This is a genomic window from Streptomyces sp. YIM 98790, assembly GCF_011421595.1.
Lineage (GTDB): Bacteria > Actinomycetota > Actinomycetes > Streptomycetales > Streptomycetaceae > Streptomyces.
The window spans coordinates 14,150-30,975 of sequence record NZ_WTLH01000061.1 but is presented as its reverse complement, the minus strand read 5'-3'; the positions used below and the strand labels follow the sequence as shown (position 1 = coordinate 30,975).

The 16,826-nt window shown below is 75.1% G+C and carries 11 protein-coding genes and 1 pseudogene; 5 read left to right on the top strand and 7 right to left on the bottom strand.

Annotated features, from left to right (window positions below; all coding sequences use genetic code 11):
- Positions 1 to 725: aspartate/glutamate racemase family protein (locus GQS09_RS12965; protein ID WP_313896114.1), on the bottom strand; the 725-nt coding region annotated here is incomplete at its 3' end.
- Positions 726 to 1,067: 342 nt separating this feature from the next.
- Between GQS09_RS12965 and GQS09_RS12960 the strand changes: the two genes are divergently transcribed.
- The gene (locus GQS09_RS12960; RefSeq protein ID WP_165986192.1) at positions 1,068 to 1,577 is read left to right on the top strand and encodes a DUF6643 family protein; all 510 of its coding nucleotides are present in this window, start codon (positions 1,068 to 1,070) and stop codon (positions 1,575 to 1,577) included.
- A gap of 199 nt (positions 1,578 to 1,776) precedes the next feature.
- Here GQS09_RS12960 and GQS09_RS12955 read toward each other — a convergent pair whose 3' ends face one another.
- Positions 1,777 to 3,240 carry a family 2B encapsulin nanocompartment shell protein gene (locus GQS09_RS12955; protein WP_165986191.1) on the bottom strand — a complete coding sequence of 488 codons (1,464 nt, stop codon included), beginning with the start codon at positions 3,238 to 3,240 and terminating at the stop codon, positions 1,777 to 1,779.
- A gap of 105 nt (positions 3,241 to 3,345) precedes the next feature.
- Positions 3,346 to 4,758: a family 2B encapsulin nanocompartment shell protein gene (locus GQS09_RS12950; protein ID WP_165986190.1), complete on the bottom strand. Its 1,413-nt coding sequence runs from the start codon at positions 4,756 to 4,758 to the stop codon at positions 3,346 to 3,348.
- Between the two features lie 409 nt (positions 4,759 to 5,167).
- Between GQS09_RS12950 and GQS09_RS12945 the strand changes: the two genes are divergently transcribed.
- Positions 5,168 to 7,786 carry a right-handed parallel beta-helix repeat-containing protein gene (locus GQS09_RS12945; protein ID WP_165986189.1) on the top strand — a complete coding sequence of 873 codons (2,619 nt, stop codon included), beginning with the start codon at positions 5,168 to 5,170 and terminating at the stop codon, positions 7,784 to 7,786.
- A gap of 21 nt (positions 7,787 to 7,807) precedes the next feature.
- On the opposite strand, the gene GQS09_RS12940 is transcribed toward GQS09_RS12945, so the two are convergent.
- The gene (locus GQS09_RS12940) at positions 7,808 to 10,384 is read right to left on the bottom strand and encodes a hypothetical protein (RefSeq protein WP_207957769.1); all 2,577 of its coding nucleotides are present in this window, start codon (positions 10,382 to 10,384) and stop codon (positions 7,808 to 7,810) included.
- A gap of 245 nt (positions 10,385 to 10,629) precedes the next feature.
- Between GQS09_RS12940 and GQS09_RS12935 the strand changes: the two genes are divergently transcribed.
- Positions 10,630 to 11,448: a DeoR/GlpR family DNA-binding transcription regulator gene (locus tag GQS09_RS12935; protein ID WP_165986188.1), complete on the top strand. Its 819-nt coding sequence runs from the start codon at positions 10,630 to 10,632 to the stop codon at positions 11,446 to 11,448.
- A 91-nt stretch (positions 11,449 to 11,539) separates the two neighbouring features.
- Here the strand turns inward: GQS09_RS12935 and GQS09_RS12930 are convergent, their stop codons facing one another.
- Positions 11,540 to 12,640, bottom strand: coding sequence for a PLP-dependent cysteine synthase family protein (locus GQS09_RS12930; RefSeq protein WP_165986195.1), 1,101 nt, complete (start codon positions 12,638 to 12,640; stop codon positions 11,540 to 11,542).
- A 180-nt stretch (positions 12,641 to 12,820) separates the two neighbouring features.
- Here GQS09_RS12930 and GQS09_RS12925 point away from each other — a divergent pair, with 180 nt between their 5' ends.
- Complete coding sequence (locus GQS09_RS12925; protein WP_165986187.1) at positions 12,821 to 13,360, top strand: ATP-binding protein; 540 nt, start codon at positions 12,821 to 12,823, stop codon at positions 13,358 to 13,360.
- 70 nt (positions 13,361 to 13,430) lie between these two features.
- Positions 13,431 to 15,140: pseudogene (locus tag GQS09_RS12920) on the top strand (bifunctional 3'-5' exonuclease/DNA polymerase).
- Here GQS09_RS12920 and GQS09_RS29400 read toward each other — a convergent pair.
- Positions 15,109 to 15,357, bottom strand: coding sequence for a hypothetical protein (locus GQS09_RS29400; protein ID WP_243761359.1), 249 nt, complete (start codon positions 15,355 to 15,357; stop codon positions 15,109 to 15,111). The pseudogene GQS09_RS12920 and the gene GQS09_RS29400 sit on opposite strands and share 32 nt — an antisense overlap.
- A 14-nt stretch (positions 15,358 to 15,371) precedes the next feature.
- Positions 15,372 to 16,814 carry a hypothetical protein gene (locus GQS09_RS12910; RefSeq protein WP_165986186.1) on the bottom strand — a complete coding sequence of 481 codons (1,443 nt, stop codon included), beginning with the start codon at positions 16,812 to 16,814 and terminating at the stop codon, positions 15,372 to 15,374.
- Positions 16,815 to 16,826 lie beyond the last annotated feature (12 nt).

The window sequence follows — 16,826 nt, the reverse complement described above, 5'->3', positions numbered from 1 at the left end:
GGGAGCGGCGCGGGCTCCCCGCCGGCGAGCATCCGGACCGTTCCGGTGGCCGGGGCGTCCGGGGCGGGGGCGGCGCCGAGGCGGCGCAGGGCCTGGGCGGCGACCGCGCCGGCCGAGCTGTGCAGCCGGACCGGCGCGCCCGTCCGTGCCGTGAGCCGCAGCCGGATCTGCTCGGCCACCAGTTCGTAGTGGGTGCAGCCGAGCACCACGTCGCGGATGGTGACCGGGGTCAGTGCCGCCGCCGCGTCGACGGCGGCGGCCACGGCCCGCGCGTCGGCCCGCTCCACCGCGTCGGCCAGCCCGTGGCAGGGCACCTGAGCGGTCTCGGTACCGGAGGCGAAGTCGCGGATCAGCGCGCGCTGGTACGGGCTGCCGGTGGTGGCGGGGGTGGCCCAGACGGCGACCGGTCCGCCGGCCGCGGCCGCGGGCTTGACCGCGGGCACGGTGCCGATCACCGGCACCGCGGGCTCCAACTCGGCGCGCAGCGCGGCCAGGGCGTGGACCGAGGCGGTGTTGCAGGCCACGATCAGGGCGTCCGGCCGCTCGGCGGCGGCCGCCCGTGCGCAGCGCAGGGCCCGGCCGGTGATGTCCTGCGGCGTGCGCGGCCCCCAGGGCATGCCGTGCGGATCGTTGGACAGCACCAGTCCGGCGTCCGGGCGGGCCCGGCGCACGGCCGCGGCGGTGGCGAGCAGCCCGAGGCCGGAATCGATGAGGGCGATCTTCACGGACCCAGGGTACGGGGCGGCGGGCGGCTTCCGTCCCGCCGGGAGCCGGGCGGCGGTACCGGAGCGGCGGGTGCATTCCGGCGGCATTCCGCGTGGCCGGCCGGTGTGTTCCGGTGCGCCTCGGAAGAACCGGCCCGTTCCGTGCGCCTCCCCCGTCACACCGGTGGTGACCTGCGAGGACGGAGTCCGGGCAGCGGCTCCCCGGCACCCCGTCGCGAGCCGGACAGTGCAGCTTATATGCCGAATTCACCCGTCTTGGGGATTCAGAGTCAGCATGATCGCCGGAAATGACCCTCTAATCGGTCTCCCCAACGAGCACATCGTGGGCTTACCTTATGTCGCATGACCTCCCCGCGCTCGTCCTACTCGGGCGGCTACTACTCTCCGCCCCCCTTCCCGGACACCCCCATCTACGACCGGCTGGTGGCCGAGCGGGGTACCCCGCAGATCGCCCCCATCCGTGTGCCGTCGGCGTACGACGCGCTCCCCCAGTTCTCCTCGCAGCCCGCGCTGCCGGCGGCGCTTCCGGCCCTCCCCTCCGGGCCGTCCGCCCCGCAGCCCGTGGCGCACCACGTGCCGCCGCCGCAGACCGGCTACCAGGCGCCGGTGCGCCAGCCCTTCCAGGCGGCCCCGGCCCCGCAGCCGGCGGCGCCCTACATCCCGCAACAGGCCTCCCCGGCGCGGCCGTACGCCCCGCAGGCCCCGCAGCCGCCCCAGCAGCCGCAGAGGTACCCGTCGCAGGCGGGCCGTCCGGCGGCGCCCCGGCCGCCCGCGCCGCGGCAGGCGCCCGGCACCTACCAGGACCCGTACGGGCAGCAGCATCCGTACCAGTACCCGGGCCCCGGGTACTGACACGGGCTCACCGGCACGGACGGCGGATCACGCGGGGACGGCCAGGGAGCGGGCAAGGAGACAGCGACAGCAGCAGAGCGAGAGATGCCGCGGCGGCCGGCCGCGGACCCCGGCGGGCGCGGGGACGGTGCCCTGACGGGGTGGTCGGGCCGGCCGCCGTACCGGCATGCCCGCCTCCGCGCGCGCACCGGCGGCGGGCTCAGACCTCCACGTCCTCCAGGATGCCCAGGGCATCGGGGACGAGGACGGCGGCGGAGAAGTAGACGGACACCAGGTAGCCGATCAGCGCCTGTTCGTCGATGCCCATGAAGCGGACGTTGAGGCTGGGCTCGATCTCCTCCGGGATGCCCGGCTGGTGGAGTCCCACCACGCCCTGCTTCTCCACCCCGGTGCGCAGGGCCAGCACCGAGGTCAGGCCCTGGGCGGTGACCGGGATCTTGTCGCAGGGCAGCAGCGGGATGCCCCGCCAGGCGCGCACCCGGTGGCCCCGGAACCCGGTTTCCCGGGGGGCCACGCCGCGGCGGTTGCATTCCCGTCCGATGGCCGCCAGGGCACGCGGATGGGCCAGCAGGACATGCGTGTTGCGGCGCCGGGAGATGAGCAGGTCGAGGTCGTCGGGGGTGGGCGGGCCGCCGCGGGTGTGGAAGCGCTGGGCCGGGGCGGCGTTGTGCAGCAGGCCGAAGTCCCGGTTGTTGATCAGCTCGTGCTCCTGGCGCTCGCGCAGCGCGGTGACGGTGAGCCGGAGCTGTTCCCGCACCTGGTCCATGGGCTCGCTGTACAGGTCGGCGACCCGGGTGTGCACCCGCAGCACGGTCTGCGCGACGCCGAGTCGGTACTCGCGCGGCTCCGGCTCGTAGTCCGCGAAGGCGGAGGGCAGCGCGGGCTCGCCCTCGTGGCCGGAGGCGAGGGTGATGTCGGCCTCGCCGCGGCTGTTGCGCCGGGGGGTGCCGGCACCGGACCGGCCGGAGACCCCCGCCAGCCGCTCGCGCAGGGCGGCGGACCGGGCAGCCAGCCGGCGGACCCCGGCCAGCGGAAGCACCAGCACGGTGCAGCGGGTGAGCGCGGTCAGCCCGTAGCCCCAGGCCGCGGCCCCGGCACTCTCCCCGCTTCCGGCGGCGAGGGCGGTGGGCAGGGTCTCGTCACCGGCGAACTCCCCGCCCGCCAGCACGGCCAGCGCGACATCGGTGTCGTAGGCGCCGGGGGCGTGCTTGCGCACCTTGCCGTGCGCGATCATCACCACGCCCTCGGCCGGGGCGCCCGCTTCGGCGATGCGCTGGCCCGCGGCGTATTCGCGCTGCACGCAGGAATCGGCCAGCGCGCGCAGCGCCGCCTCGTCGTCCAGCCCGGCCAGGGCGGGGAGTTCGGTCAGTTCGCCGGGGATCACCCGCACCTCGGTACCGGTGGCGCAGAAGTCGATCCGGCCGTTGCCCACCTCGTAGACCAGCCGGCGGTTGACGCGGTAGGTGCCGGCGGCGACCGGCACCCAGGGCAGCACCCGCAGCAGCCAGCGGGAGGTGACGGCACGGTTCTGCGGCGGGGTCTTGGTGGTGGTGGCGAGCCGGCGGGCCGCTTCCGGGGCCAGGCTGCCGGCCGGCCGGGATGCGGCACCGTCCGGGGAGCCGGGGACGGGGACGGGCTCGGGTGCGGTGGCGGGCGTGGTCATGCGGGGGGACGCCTCCGGTGGTCGGCGGAGCGGAACGGCGGGCACACGCGGGGGGCCGCCGCGGCCCGGAGGAGCGGGCCGCGGCGGACTCCACCGGCGCGGCCGTCACTGACCGACTTCGACGTCCTCCAGGATTCCGAGGGCGTCCGGCACCAGGACGGCCACCGAGTAATAGGCGCTCACCAGATACGAGATGACGGCCTTCTCGTTGATTCCCATGAAGCGCACGGAAAGACTCGGCTGGTATTCGTCCGGAATTCCCGTGCGGTGCAGGCCGACCACGCCCTGTGCCTTTTCTCCGGTGCGCATGGCAAGAATCGAGGAGGTGCCCGAGGCGCTCACCGGAATCTTGTTGCAGGGCAGCACGGGAACTCCCCGCCAGGCCGTCACCGACCGGCCCATGAGTTCGACCGGCGACGGGTACAGGCCGCGCCGGCTGCATTCCCGGCCGAAGGCGGCAATGGCCTTGGGGTGGGCCAGGATCACGCTGGGCTCCTTCCACACCGCGGCCAGCAGCTCGTCCAGGTCGTCCGGGGTGGGCGGCCCGGTCCGGGTGTGCAGCCGCTGCCCGAGGTCGGCGTTGTGCAGCAGACCGAACTCCCGGTTGTTCATCAGTTCGTGCTCCTGGCGCTCGCGCAGCGCCTCCACGGTGAGCCGGATCTGCTCCTCGACCTGGTTCATCGGCTCGTTGTAGAGGTCGGCGACCCGGGAGTGCACCTTCAGCACCGTCTGCGCCACGCTGAGCTCGTACTCCCGCGGCGCGGGCTCGTAGTCCGCGAAGGTGGCGGGCAGTTCGGGCTCGCCCTCGTGGCCGGAGGCCAGCCCGATGTCGGCCTCGCCGTGCGCGTTGCGCTGCCGGGGCAGGGCCGTGCGGCGCTCCTGGAGATGGGCGCGCAGCCCGGGGAAGCGCTCGGCGGCCTCCTGCACCGCCCGCCGCGGCAGCAGCAGCACGGTGCCGCTGGTGACGGCCTTGAGCGTCTGCTCCCAGGTGCCGGTCTCCGGCTCGCCCAGCGCCTGGTCGCCGGCGAAGTCGCCGTCGGCCATCACGCCGAGGTCGGCGTCCTGGTCGTAGGCGCCGGGGGCCAGCCGGCGGATCTTGCCGTGCGCCACCAGCACGGCGTGCTCGGCCGGACTGCCCGCCTCGACGATGACGTCCCCGGGCGCGATGTCGCGCTGCTCGCAGGCCGCCGCGAGCGCCTGGAGGGCATCGGCGTCCGCGCAGCCGCGCAGCAGCGGGAGCTCGGTGAGCTCCGCCGGAATGACCTGGACGTCGGCTCCGGTGGAAACGAATTCCAGGCGGCCGTTTCCCAGGGTGTAGGTCAGCCGTCGGTTGACCCGGAAGGTGCCGCCGCCGACCTGCACCCAGGGGAGCACCTTCAGCAGCCAGCGGGAGGAAATCCCCTGCATCTGGGGAGGAGTCTTCGTGGTGGTGGCGAGATTGCGCGCCGCCGCCGTGCCCAGGCTCTGCTGAACGCTGGTCGTCTGGTTCTCCGGTGCCGGTTCCACCGAGGTGGTCATCTGCGTTTCCGCCAATCTCCAGGACGATAAATTCAGCCGCGCACTGTCGTGCGCCAACGAAGTTAACGCCCACCGGAGTTGGCGTGCAATCACTCAAAAGAGAGGGCCGCCGGGAGATAGTTTCAACGGAATTCTGGGTATTGCCCGCCGGTTTCCGCACACCGGAACGAAATCCGGTACCCAGGGTAATACACTGGAAGCACTGTGTGAGCGGCCGGGGGGTGCGGCGCCCGCCCGGGCACCCTCCGGACCCCGCCGGCCACCACAGTCCCAGGCCCGGCCGCGTGCCCCACAAGGGAGTTGTGGTCATCCTCCGCCCCGCGCTCGCGCTACCGTGGAGCGGCCAGTACGCGTCGCCGCGCGTTTGATCGACACACGAGGTTGGGCACAACGGTTCATGGCTGAGGGCATGGCAGAGGGCTCCGTCCATCTGACGCACACCGGCACGTCGCGCTGGCGCCGCCGCACCGCGGTCTATCACTCCGTCACCGAGGCCCTGGCGGTGGCGGCCGACGGGGACGTGCTGGTGCTGGCCCCCGGCATCTACCGGGAGAACCTGGTGATCGAGCAGTCGGTGGTGGTGCGCGGCCCGAGTTCGCCGGACGCCGGACCGGCCCGGATCGCCCCGGAGGACGGGGTGCCGCTGACCGTGCGCGGCTCGGCCACGGTCTCCCTGCTGCGCGTGGAGGGCCAGGACGCCACGGCGCCGGCGCTGCTGGTGGAGTCCGGCACCCCGGAGATCAGCGAGGTGCAGGTGCGGGCCTCCTCGGCCGCCGGCATCGAGGTGCGCGGCGGCGGGCGGCCGACGGTGCGGGGCTGCTCGGTGGACAATCCGGCCGGCACCGGCATCGCCGTGACCGACCGGGCCGGCGGACTGTTCGAGGACTGCGAGATCACCGCCGGCCGGCAGGGCGTGTCCGTGCAGGGCGCGGCCCATCTCCGGCTGGAGCGCTGCCGGGTGGAGCGGGCGGGCGGCGCCGGCCTGTCGGTGACCGGTGAGGGCAGCGCGGTGGATGCGGCCCTGTGCACGTTCCGCGGCATCCGCGGTGCCGGGGTGCGGCTGGCCGACCGGGCCACCGCGCACCTGGGCGAGTGCGAGGTGAGCGGCACCACCGGGGACGGCATAGCGCTGGAGACCGATGCGGTGCTGACCCTCTCGGACAGCCGGGTGCAGGAGATCCCGGAGAACGCGCTGGCGCTGCGCTCACGTTCGGTGCTGACCCTGGTGCGCTCCAGGGTGCGGTCGTTCGGCCGCAACGGTCTGTCCGTGTGGGATCCCGGCACCCGGGTGGACGCCCACCACTGTGAGATCAGCGGCTCCACCGGCAGCTATCCGGCGGTCTGGGTGAGCGATGGCGCGGCGGCGGTGCTGGAGGCGTCGGTGCTGCGGCAGGTGCCGGACGCGCTGTGCGTGCTGGACCCGGGCTCCCGGGCGGACGTGGTGGACAGCGAGATCTCCGAGGTGCGCGGCTCGGCGGTGTCGGTGAGCGGCGGGGCGCTGGTGCGGATGGACGCCTGCCGGGTCCGGGAGGCGGGCACCGGGGTGTGGTTCCGCGATCCGGAGAGCGGCGGCACGGTCACCGGCACCACGATCGACGAGGTGACCACCGGGGTGCTGGTGAGCAAGGGCGCCGATCCGGTGGTGACGGACTGCACGGTGACCGTTCCGGCGGAGGCCGGCGTCTATGTGTCGGCGGGCGGCCGGGGGGTGTTCCGGGACTGCCGGGTGTCCGGCTCGCGCGGCTACGGCTTCCACGTCACCGAGGGCTGCCGGGTCGCCCTGGACCGCTGCCGTGCGGAGCGGGCGGCCCGGGGCGCCTTCGTGACCGCGTCCGACGTCGTCATCACGGACTGCCGCAGTGACGAGCCGCAGCAGCCGGGGGTTCCGGTGGTCTCGGCGAGTTCGGCGGTGTCCGGGACGGGCACCGGCCGGGCGTCGTCCGCGGCGGCGGGCATACTTCCNCCGGTGGTCTCGGCGAGTTCGGCGGTGTCCGGGACGGGCACCGGCCGGGCGTCGTCCGCGGCGGCGGGCATACTTCCTCCGGTGCTGCCGGATCCGGTGCTGCCGGATCCGGTGCTGCCGGATCCGGCGCCGCTGCGCAGCTCCGCCGCCGGGGAGCGGGGGGCCGGCGCGGCGGCCGGGGCACCGGACCCGGCACCGTCCGGCGCCGGCGGTGAGGAGCCCGGCGCGGGCGGGGGCCGTCCCGCCGACGAGGTGCTGGCCGAGCTGGACTCGCTGGTCGGCCTGGAGTCCGTCAAGCGCGAGGTGCGCAGCCTGATCAACATGATCGAGGTGGGCCGGCGCCGGCAGGCGGCCGGGCTGAAGGCCGCCTCGGTCCGCCGCCATCTGGTCTTCACCGGCTCCCCCGGTACCGGCAAGACCACGGTGGCCCGGCTGTACGGGGAGATCCTGGCGGCGCTGGGGGTGCTGGAGCGCGGGCACCTGGTGGAGGTCTCCCGGGTGGACCTGGTCGGCGAGCACATCGGCTCGACCGCGATCCGCACCCAGGAGGCGTTCGAGCGGGCGCGCGGCGGGGTGCTGTTCATCGACGAGGCGTACGCGCTGGCGCCGGAGGACGCCGGGCGGGACTTCGGACGCGAGGCCATCGACACGCTGGTGAAGCTGATGGAGGACCACCGGGACGCGGTGGTGGTGATCGTCGCCGGCTACACCGAGGAGATGGCCCGCTTCCTGGCGGTCAACCCCGGCGTGGCCTCCCGGTTCTCCCGCACCATCACCTTCGGCGACTATGTGCCCGAGGAACTGCTGAGCATCGTGGAGCAGCAGGCCGCGGACCACGAGTACGCGCTGGCCGAGGGGTCGGCGGAAGCGCTGCTGAAACACTTCGCGGCGCTGCCCAAGGGGCCGTCCTTCGGCAACGGGCGCACCGCGCGGCAGACCTTCGAGGCCATGGTGGAGCGGCATGCGGGGCGGGTGGCGGAGCTGCCCGACCCCAGCACGGAGGAACTGACCCTGCTCCACCCCGAGGATCTGCCGCCGCCGCCGGGCATGCAGACGTCGCCGTGACCGGCACGGCCGCCGGGCCGGTCAGGCGGGCGCCGCGCCGGGGGCGGTCCCCGGGGCGGCGCCGGGGGCGGTCCCCGGGGCGGTCCCGGAGGCGGTCCCCGGGGCGGTCCCGGAGGCGGTCCCGGGGGCACGGCTGCGCAGGTCCGCAGGGCCGGGCTGTTCCGGGACGGGCAGGACGGGGTGCCCGGCCAGCCTGCGGTGCAGGGCGGCGCGCTCCTCGGCGTAGGCGGGGTCGTCTGCGTAGTCGCCGTGGCCCAGTACCGGTTCGGGCAGCGGGCGTTCGGGGGTGCGGCCGAAGCACTGCGGGTCGCGCAGCACGGGCCGGTCCACCGGGTTGCCGTCCGGGCCGGTGACCTCGACGGGCCCGCCGATCGGGTCGGTGCCGCGCCACAGGTTGCGCCAGCGCGGCATGTCGCGGGCCAGGCCCGCCAGGGCGCGCGGTCCGAAGTACTTGGGGAACCAGCGGCCGTAGAGCCGGCGCAGCGGCGAGCCGTGGGTGAGCAGGGCGACCCGGGTGCGGGTGTCCGGGTCCAGCTGCCAGACCGCGGCGGCGGCCAGCACGCTGCCCTGGGAATGGCCGGAGAGGACCAGGGTGCCGCCGGTGGCGGCGGTCCAGTGGGTCATCCGCCAGGTGAGGTCGGGCACGGCGCGTTCCGCGTAGCAGGGCGGGGCGAACGGGTGCGCGGAGCGGGGCCAGAAGGTGCCCACGTCCCACAGGATGCCGATGGTGCGGCGGGCGCTGCGGTCGCGGTAGGCACGGCGGCCCATGGCCAGCAGCAGGACGACTCCTATCCCCATCATCCAGGAGCCGACGGCCTGGCTGAGGGCGGCGAATCCGGCCAGCAGGGCCGGCCCGTCCTCGGCGGCGGCGCGGGGTGCCTCACCGGTGAGCCCGGCGCCGGCCACCGCGGCGATGCTCAGCAGCACCCCGGCCGCCGCGACGGTGCCCACCAGGAGGGGGGCGGAGTCGGTCAGACCGGCGCGGGAGACGGCACCGGCCACCCGCAGGCTGTGGCGTTCGTACGGCAGGCCGTCCGCCGTCCCGTCCCGCTGCTCCTCGGGGTAGCCGTCGCGGACCGTGGGGGCGAGGCGCCGGGTCCGCCGCCAGACGGACAGGCAGGCGGGCAGCGACAGCAGCAGCACCACGCCGAGCAGGGTGGGGATGGCCGCGGCCTGCCAGCTCAGCAGCACCGGGGGCCCGGGGACGGTGCCGGGGGTGCCGAGCCGGGAGCCGGGGTCCAGCCATTCGCCGAGCCGCTGGACCGCACCGCCGGTGAGCACTCCGGCCAGGGCGCAGGCGAGCACCGCGCAGCAGGGGCCGGCCAGGCCGCCGAGCACGCCTCGTTCGCCGGGGCCGGCGCGGCGGTGCAGGCGGAGCGCGGCGGCGGCCTGGGCCGCGAGCAGCACGCCCTGGGTGACGGTGAGCACGGTGAAGAGGCCGCTGCCGGGGTGGCTGCCGGAACTGTCCCAGCCGGGCCGGTGCCAGGCGGTGTGCACCAGGACCAGGGCGAGGACCGCGCCGGTGGCGGCGGGCAGCCAGGTGAGGATGAGCGGGTGGTACTTGTCGTCCGCGGTGCCGTACTCCAGCTCGGTGCGGCCCTGGCGGACGATGACGACGACCACGGCGGCGAAGCCGGTGACCAGCAGCACGGCGAGCGGCCAGCCGGCCGCGGCCAGCGCGGCGCTGCCGTCCGGGCCGTGGTCGTGGCCCCAGCTCGCGGTCAGCAGGGCTGCGCCGATGGTGAGGAGCCCGGCGCAGGTGTGGGCGGCGCGCAGCCGGGAGACGATGCCGCGGCCGAACCAGAAGCCGGGGAGGGCGAGCAGGTTCGGCTGCTCGGGTCCCTTCCGGGGCCCGGCCGTCCGCTCCTGCTCCGCCTCCGGCCGCCGCTGGCCGGCGGGCCGCCGCCCGGCCAGCGCGGCGAGCGGGGGCGGATAGGCGGATTCGTAGGCGCTCCAGGTGCGGTGGGAGAGCCACCACAGCAGCCAGACCAGCACCAGCGGCAGCACGGCGGCGAGCAGCAGCCGGCGGCCGGGCTCGGCCCACCAGCCGCTCCCTCCGGCCAGGAAGCCCGTCCAGTCCCGCCGCCCGGCGCAGGCCTCGGTGGCGGCGCACTGCCAGGCGAAGAGGTCGAGCGCGACGGCGCACGCTCCGGCGGTCAGCAGCACGGTGAGGCTGAGCGCCAGCAGGCGGCCGGCGATGTCGTACCCGCGGTGGGTGCGCCGGTGTCCCCGGCACGGGGGACGCATCCAGTGCGCCATATTGACGATCATGAACGGGAGCAGCAGCAGCCACAGGGCGCGGGCGCCGTTGCCGGATGTGAGGTTGGACCAGGTGTAGGCCTCGCGCAGCGGTTCCCCGTCGTCCCAGGGCCGGTCCTGCGCGTCATCGGTGCGGCGGTGCATGCTGGCGGTGCCGTCACCGGTGATCCGCCGGGTGCGGGGGTCGCCGAGCATCTCCTCGGGCCGGGCGCCGCCGACGCCGTGCACCAGCAGTTCCAGTCCGGGGGCGGGCAGGCGTTCCTCGGCCGCGGCGGCCTCCGCCGGTGCCGCCGGGCCCGGTGCCGCCGGGCCGCTCCCCTCCGCCGTCGTTCCCGCCATGTGTCCGGCCTCCCCTCCGGCCGCCCGCGGCCCTCGGGGCACCGCGCGGCGCCCGGGGGTCGTATGGTCTTCCGTACACCCCTGTCGCGTCCGCGGTACCGGGGCGGTCACGGTCCGTGGCGGGACGGAGGTGCATGGCAGGATGGCCCCTGCCCCGGACGGCGACTCCTCACACCCATGACGCTCCATCAGCTCTCCATACCACGAACGATATTGGGCTCCACGGCGGAAGGACGGTCCAGACGGTGAGCGACAACCAGAATCTGCTGGCAGGGCAGCGGCGGGCGCTCATCCTGGACGAGGTGCGCCGCCGGGGCGGGGTGCGGGTGAGCGAGCTGACCCGCATGCTGCGGGTGTCGGACATGACGGTGCGCCGGGATCTGGACGCGCTGGCCCGGCAGGGAATGCTGGAGAAGGTGCACGGCGGGGCGGTGCCGGTGCCGGAGGGCCGCACCCACGAGCCGGGCTTCGAGGCCAAGTCCGCGCTGGAGACCTCCGCCAAGTACGCCATCGCGCGATCGGCCGCGGGGTTCGCCGCGCCCGGCGGGGCGGTGGCGCTGTCCGGCGGCACCACCACCTATGCCGTCGCCCAGCAGCTGGTGGAGGTCCCGGAGCTGACCGTGGTGACCAACTCGGTGCGGGTGGCGGACGTCTTCCACACCGCACCGCGGCCGGCGGAGGGCGGTGCCGGGCGGCCGGCCACGGTGGTGCTGACCGGCGGGGTGCGGACCCCGTCCGACGCGCTGGTGGGGCCGGTGGCCGACGCGGCGATCGCCGCGCTGCACTTCGATGTGCTCTTCCTGGGCGTGCACGGGCTGTCGGAGGAGGCCGGGCTGTCCACGCCGAATCTGGCCGAGGCCGAGACCAACCGGCACTTCATCCGCTCGGCGCGGCGGGTCGTGGTGGTGGCCGATCACACCAAGTGGGGCGTCACCGGGCTGAGTTCGTTCGCCAGCCTGGAGCAGGTGGACGTCCTGGTGACCGACTCCGGGCTGGAGCCGGAGGCCCGGCGGGTGCTGGCCGACCGGGTCACGGAGCTGGTGATCGCCGACGAGGAGGACTGAGCCGGGCGGCGACGCGCCGCGGCCCGCCCCCGCGCCGCCCGCCCGCGCGTGCGGCAGGCGCGTGCGGCAGGCGCACCGGCCGCCGGCCGGGCTAGCCGGGCCAGCGGCCGGTGGCCAGGAAGGTGTCGAGCGCCTCGGTGTAGGGGCCGGTCTCCAGCCCTTCGGCGGCCAGCCAGTCGTCGGAGTAGTACTTGTCCAGGTAGCGGTCGCCGGAGTCGCAGATCAGCGTGACCACCGAGCCGCGCCCGCCCCGGCGCAGCATCTCGCCGGTGATGCGCAGGGCCGCCCACAGACCGGTGCCGGTGGAGGCGCCCGCGCGGCGGCCGATGGCCCGTTCCAGGGCGCGGGCCGCGGCCACGCTGGCGGCGTCCGGGACCTTCATCATGCGGTCGATGGCACCGGGCACGAAGCTGGGCTCCATGCGGGGCCGGCCGATGCCCTCGATCCGGGAGCCGCCCTCGCAGGCGGCGTTCTGGTCGCCGCGCACCCAGCCGTCGAAGAAGCAGGAGTTCTCCGGGTCGGCCACGCAGACCCGGGTGTCGTGCTGGAGGTAGCGCACGTAGCGGCCGATGGTGGCCGAGGTTCCTCCGGTGCCCGCGGTGGCCACGATCCAGGCGGGCTCGGGATAGCGCTCCAGGGACAGTTGTTGATAGATCGACATGGCGATGTTGTTGTTGCCGCGCCAGTCGGTGGCCCGTTCGGCGTAGGTGAACTGATCCAGATAGTGGCCGCCGGTCTCGGCGGCCAGCCGCGCGGCCTCCTGGTAGACACTGCGGGGATCGTCGACCAGATGGCAGCGCCCGCCGTGGAACTCGATCAGCCGGGTCTTCTCCCGGCTGGTGGAGCGCGGCATCACGGCGATGAACGGCAGGCCGGTCAGAGCGGCGAAGTACGCCTCGGACACGGCGGTGGAGCCGCTGGACGCCTCGATCACCGGGCGGCCGGGGCGGATCCAGCCGTTGCACAGGCCGTAGAGGAAGAGCGAACGGGCCAGCCGGTGCTTCAGGCTGCCGGTGGGGTGGGTGGACTCGTCCTTCAGGTAGAGGTCGATCTCCCAGTCCGCGGGCAGCGGGAAACGCAGCAGGTGGGTGTCGGCGCTGCGGTTGGCGTCCGCCTGGACCAGGCGCACCGCCTCGCGCAGCCAGGCGCGGTACTCGGGGTCGCTGCGGTCCACATCGAGGGTGGGCAGCATGGCGCCCGTGCCGGTGCGGGCGGATGGCCGGTTCTCTCTGCTCACCCCGGGATGATAGGCCGCCCGACGTGTCCGGCTTGCGGCGGAGTGTGACCGGCAACACACTGGGGGCCTCACGCCGGAACATCTTCACGCTCCCGTGAACACTCACCGTCGAGCCGCCGCAGGGAGTAGCTTGCCGTGACCAGTCCTCCGGAGAACCCGAGCCGGCACTGCGCCGTGGAGTTCCAGGCCCTGCCGTCGCGAATCGGCCAGGTGCGCCGCATCGTCACCGCACAGCTCCGCTACTGGGGGCTGCCGCATCTCATCGACCGGGCGGCCCTCGGGCTGACCGAACTGCTGGCCAACATCCACCGGCATGCGGGGACGGACAAGCACTGCACGGTCGAGCTCGTGCTGCTGCGCGACCGGCTGACGGTGTCGGTGCACGACCACGATCCCCGGCTGCCCCAGGTGCGCAGCCCGGGCGGGATGGCCACCAGCGGGCGCGGCCTGGCGCTGGTGGAGGCGGTGAGTGCCGACTGGGGCATGCGGGTGCGGGCCGACCACAGCGGCAAGAGCATCTGGTTCACCCTGACGGCCGATGCGGTGCGGGGACGTCCCCGGCAGCGGCCCGCGGTGCCGGCCGCGGCAGCACCGCGGCGCCACCGTGCCACCCGCCCGCAGCACGGTGCCGGTGCCGGTGCCGGGAGCGCCTCCCGCGCCGGACAGCCCGCATAGCCGGCCGCCGCCGGCCGCGGCCCGTCCGTCCGGGCGGGCGATGTCAGTGGTGGGTGCAAGAATCCGCCGCATGAGCAGGTGGGCCATGGCGGAGTATCCGGGCGGCGGGGTCCGGATCTGCCCCCTGGACGGCGACGGGCGCCGGTGCGGCCCGGTGGAGCACCATGCCGGGCCGCAGGCGGCGGTGCGGGCCCGGCCGGAGGCGGAGCGCTGGGTGTGGCGGTCCACGGCCGCGCTCCATCCGCGGCTGCTGGACGCCGGGCTGTGGGTGGCCCGCTGCTATGACGCGGAGGCCGCCGAGGCGATCCTGCTGGGGCACGAGGGCGCCGGTGGGGCGCCCCGTTCGCTGCCCGCCGCGCTGGCCCGGCTGCGCCGGCTGCCGGTGCCGGACGATCCGCCGCCGCGGGCGGTGGAGCCGGAGAAGCAGGCATCGCTGTTCGACCCGGAGCCGGGGGTGCCGCTGCCGCCCGGCGCCGACCCCCTGGAGGCACTGCTGGAGGTGTACGCCGGCCAGGTGGCACGGACCGCCGCCGCCCGGCATCCGCAGCGGATGCGGCTGCTGCTGGCCGCCGAGTCGGCGGGCACCCTGGTCGCGGTGGAGATGGGCCGCGCCGGGCTGCCCTGGCGGGCCGATCTGCACCGGCGGCTGCTGGACGAGCTGCTCGGCGAGCGGTACGCCGGCGGCCGGGAGGATCTGGAACCCCGGCGGCTGGCGGAGCTGGCCGAGGAGGTCTCGCGGGCCTTCGGGGCTCCCGTGCGGCCGGATCTGCCGGCCGAGGTGACGGCGGCGTTCCGCCGGGCCGGGATCGCGGTGACCAGCACCCGTTCCTGGGAGCTGCGGCGGGTGGAGCATCCGGCGGTGGCCCGGCTCCTGGAGTACAAGTAGCTCTACCGCATCCACACCGCGCACGGCCGGTCCTGGCTGCGCACCTGGGTGCGGGACGGCCGCTTCCGCCCGGTGTACCTGCCGGGCGGTGCGGCCTCCGGCCGGTGGACCACGCACGGCGGCGGCGCGCTCCAGATCCCGCGGATCATCCGCCGGGCCGTGGTGGCCGATCCCGGTTGGCGGCTGGTGGTGGCGGACGCGGACCAGCTGGAGCCGCGGGTGCTGGCCGCGGTCTCCCGCGACCCGGCGCTGATGGCGGTGGCCGCCGGTGACGGGGATCTCTACGCGGCGGTGGCGGACCGGGGCTTCGCGGGCGACCGGGCACGGGCCAAGCTGGCGGTGCTGGGCGCCGTCTACGGCCAGACCTCCGGGGACGGGCTGCGCCATCTGGCGGCGCTGCGGCGGCGGTTCCCGGTCGCGGTGGGGTATGTGGACGAAGCCGCCCGGGCCGGGGAGCGCGGCCGGCTGGTCCGCACCCATCTGGGCCGCACCTGCCCGGCCGGAGAGGCGGACGCGGGGGCCGGGGAGGGCGGGGACGCGGAGAGCCGGGAGGGGGCCGCGGCGCGGGCGCGCGGCCGGTTCACCCGCAATTTCGTGGTCCAGGGCAGTGCGGCCGAGTGGGCGCTGCTGATGCTGGCCGGGCTGCGCAGCGCGCTGCACGGCCGGGGCCTGGCGGCCGAGCTGGTCTTCTTCCAGCACGACGAGGTGATCGTGCACTGCCCGGCCGGGGAGGCGGAGGCGGTGGTGGCCGCCGTCCGCGCCGCGGGGGCGGAGGCGGGGCGGATCGCCTTCGGCGACACCCCGGTCCGGTTCCCGTTCACCGCCTCCGTGGTGCGCTGCTATGCGGACGCCAAGCCGGCCGTCAGCGACGGAAGCGCAGACGACGCACCGTGAGCGTGCCGTCCGGCTCCCGGACGATGACGTGCGTGGTCTCCGGGGTCGGCTCCTCGCCCTCGAAGACGGCCTGGCCGCGGGCCAGCAGATCGGCGATGAACTTCTCCCGGGCCCGGCGTTCCCGTTCCTGCTCCCGTTCCTGTTCCTGTTCCTGATGCCGTTCCCGATCCCGTTCCTGTTCCTGCTCTTCCTCGCCCGGTTCCGGCTGTCCGCTCATGGCGACGCCGTCCGTCACCGGGTCCGGGCGGCGAAGCGGCGGCGCACCAGGTGCAGGCCGTCCCCGCGGTCGGAGCGGACGATCTCATGGGTGCGGGTGCGCCGGTCGTCGGCCACGACGGAGGTGTCGGCGCGCAGTTCCTCGGGCACCTCGATCCGGCTGCGGCGGAACAGGTCCTCCAGATAGGAGGTGGCGGCCTGCCGCGGGCTGGCGGGTTCCAGGGCCCCGCCGGCCGGGTCCGAGCCGGCCACCGCGAACCGGGTCTGCTCGGTCGGCATGGTCACCGCGACCCCGTCCACCAGCCCGTAGACGTCGCCCGGAATGGTGAGGTCGGTCAGTTCCTCCTCGGCCGCGGCGGTGCCGGGGCCACCGGCCGCGGCGATGCCCCGGGCGTGTTCCCGCACGGTCTCCGCGGTCAGCGAGGTGGCGCCGGAGAGCGAGATGATGCCGTGCCGGACGAAGGCCGAGCGCAGTGCCCGTCCGTGCCGTCCGCCGTGCAGTTCCTGGTCGGCGGCGATCATGTGGGCGGCGACCTGGGCGTAGTAGCCGGTGACGACGGGTGCCGAGAGCAGCCCACGGACCAGCAGCCCGGCCGAGATCCCGGCGGCCCGGGCGAGGGCTGCGGAGTCCTTGTCCGGCTGCTGCCGGAAGATCCCGGAGACGATCTTGAGGAAGGCGCCGGTGAACACCCGGGAGAAGGAGTGCGGCTCGCTGGAGAGTTCGGTGGCCGGGGCGGACGGCGGCAGGTGCACCGGGTCCCGGTAGAAGTGCCGGTTGGAGGCCTCGCGCAGGGCGTTGGCGTCCACGCCGTTGGCGTTGCGCTGGCGCAGCGCCCAGCCCAGCTGCTCGGCGATCCGGGAGACCCGGGAGGACGCCTCCACGAAGCCGTGGGTCTCGGCCAGCACCGCGCTGCGCACCGTCTCCAGACGGAGCGCGGCGAGCAGGGCGCTGATGTCGCCGAAGGACTCGTGCAGGGCTTCCGCCTCGGCACTGGCCACGTTCCACAGCTGGGGGCGGAGCGCGTCCAGGACGGCGTGGCCCTGTTCGTGGGCGACCACTTCGGCGCTCTCGCCGCTGTAGACGTCCACGCCGGCCACGGTGGAGTGGAAGAAGGTGATGCCGCGGCGGTCGTAGTAGGCGTTGAGGTCCTCGCCCTCGTCCAGCCGGGCGGTGAGCGCCCGGCCGACGGTGCGGTGCCAGGTGGTGCCGGGGGGCATCAGCGGGCCCCAGACGGCCGAGCCGCGGCTGAGCGCGTCGGCGGCCGTCCAGTAGCGGAAGGCCGCGCTGCCGGGCATGTCGCCGTCCGGCACGGGGGCGGGCCCGGCGATGGCGGTGGGCAGCGGCGGGGTGTCGAGGTCGGGGACGGGGCGGAGTATCGGCATGCGGTCGGACGGCGGCTCGCCCGGGTCGTCCTCCCAGGCGAGCACCGTCGGTCCGACGGCTTCTTGCGGTGCCATGGCGGTTCCTGT

Coding starts and splice junctions, on each gene's coding strand:
- GQS09_RS12960 (WP_165986192.1), top strand. CDS start 1,068: ATGACCTCCCCGCGCTCGTCCTACTCGGGCGGCTACTACTCTCCGCCC.
- GQS09_RS12955 (WP_165986191.1), bottom strand. CDS start 3,240: ATGACCACGCCCGCCACCGCACCCGAGCCCGTCCCCGTCCCCGGCTCC.
- GQS09_RS12950 (WP_165986190.1), bottom strand. CDS start 4,758: ATGACCACCTCGGTGGAACCGGCACCGGAGAACCAGACGACCAGCGTT.
- GQS09_RS12940 (WP_207957769.1), bottom strand. CDS start 10,384: ATGGCGGGAACGACGGCGGAGGGGAGCGGCCCGGCGGCACCGGGCCCG.
- GQS09_RS12930 (WP_165986195.1), bottom strand. CDS start 12,640: ATGCTGCCCACCCTCGATGTGGACCGCAGCGACCCCGAGTACCGCGCC.
- GQS09_RS29400 (WP_243761359.1), bottom strand. CDS start 15,357: ATGAGCGGACAGCCGGAACCGGGCGAGGAAGAGCAGGAACAGGAACGG.
- GQS09_RS12910 (WP_165986186.1), bottom strand. CDS start 16,814: ATGGCACCGCAAGAAGCCGTCGGACCGACGGTGCTCGCCTGGGAGGAC.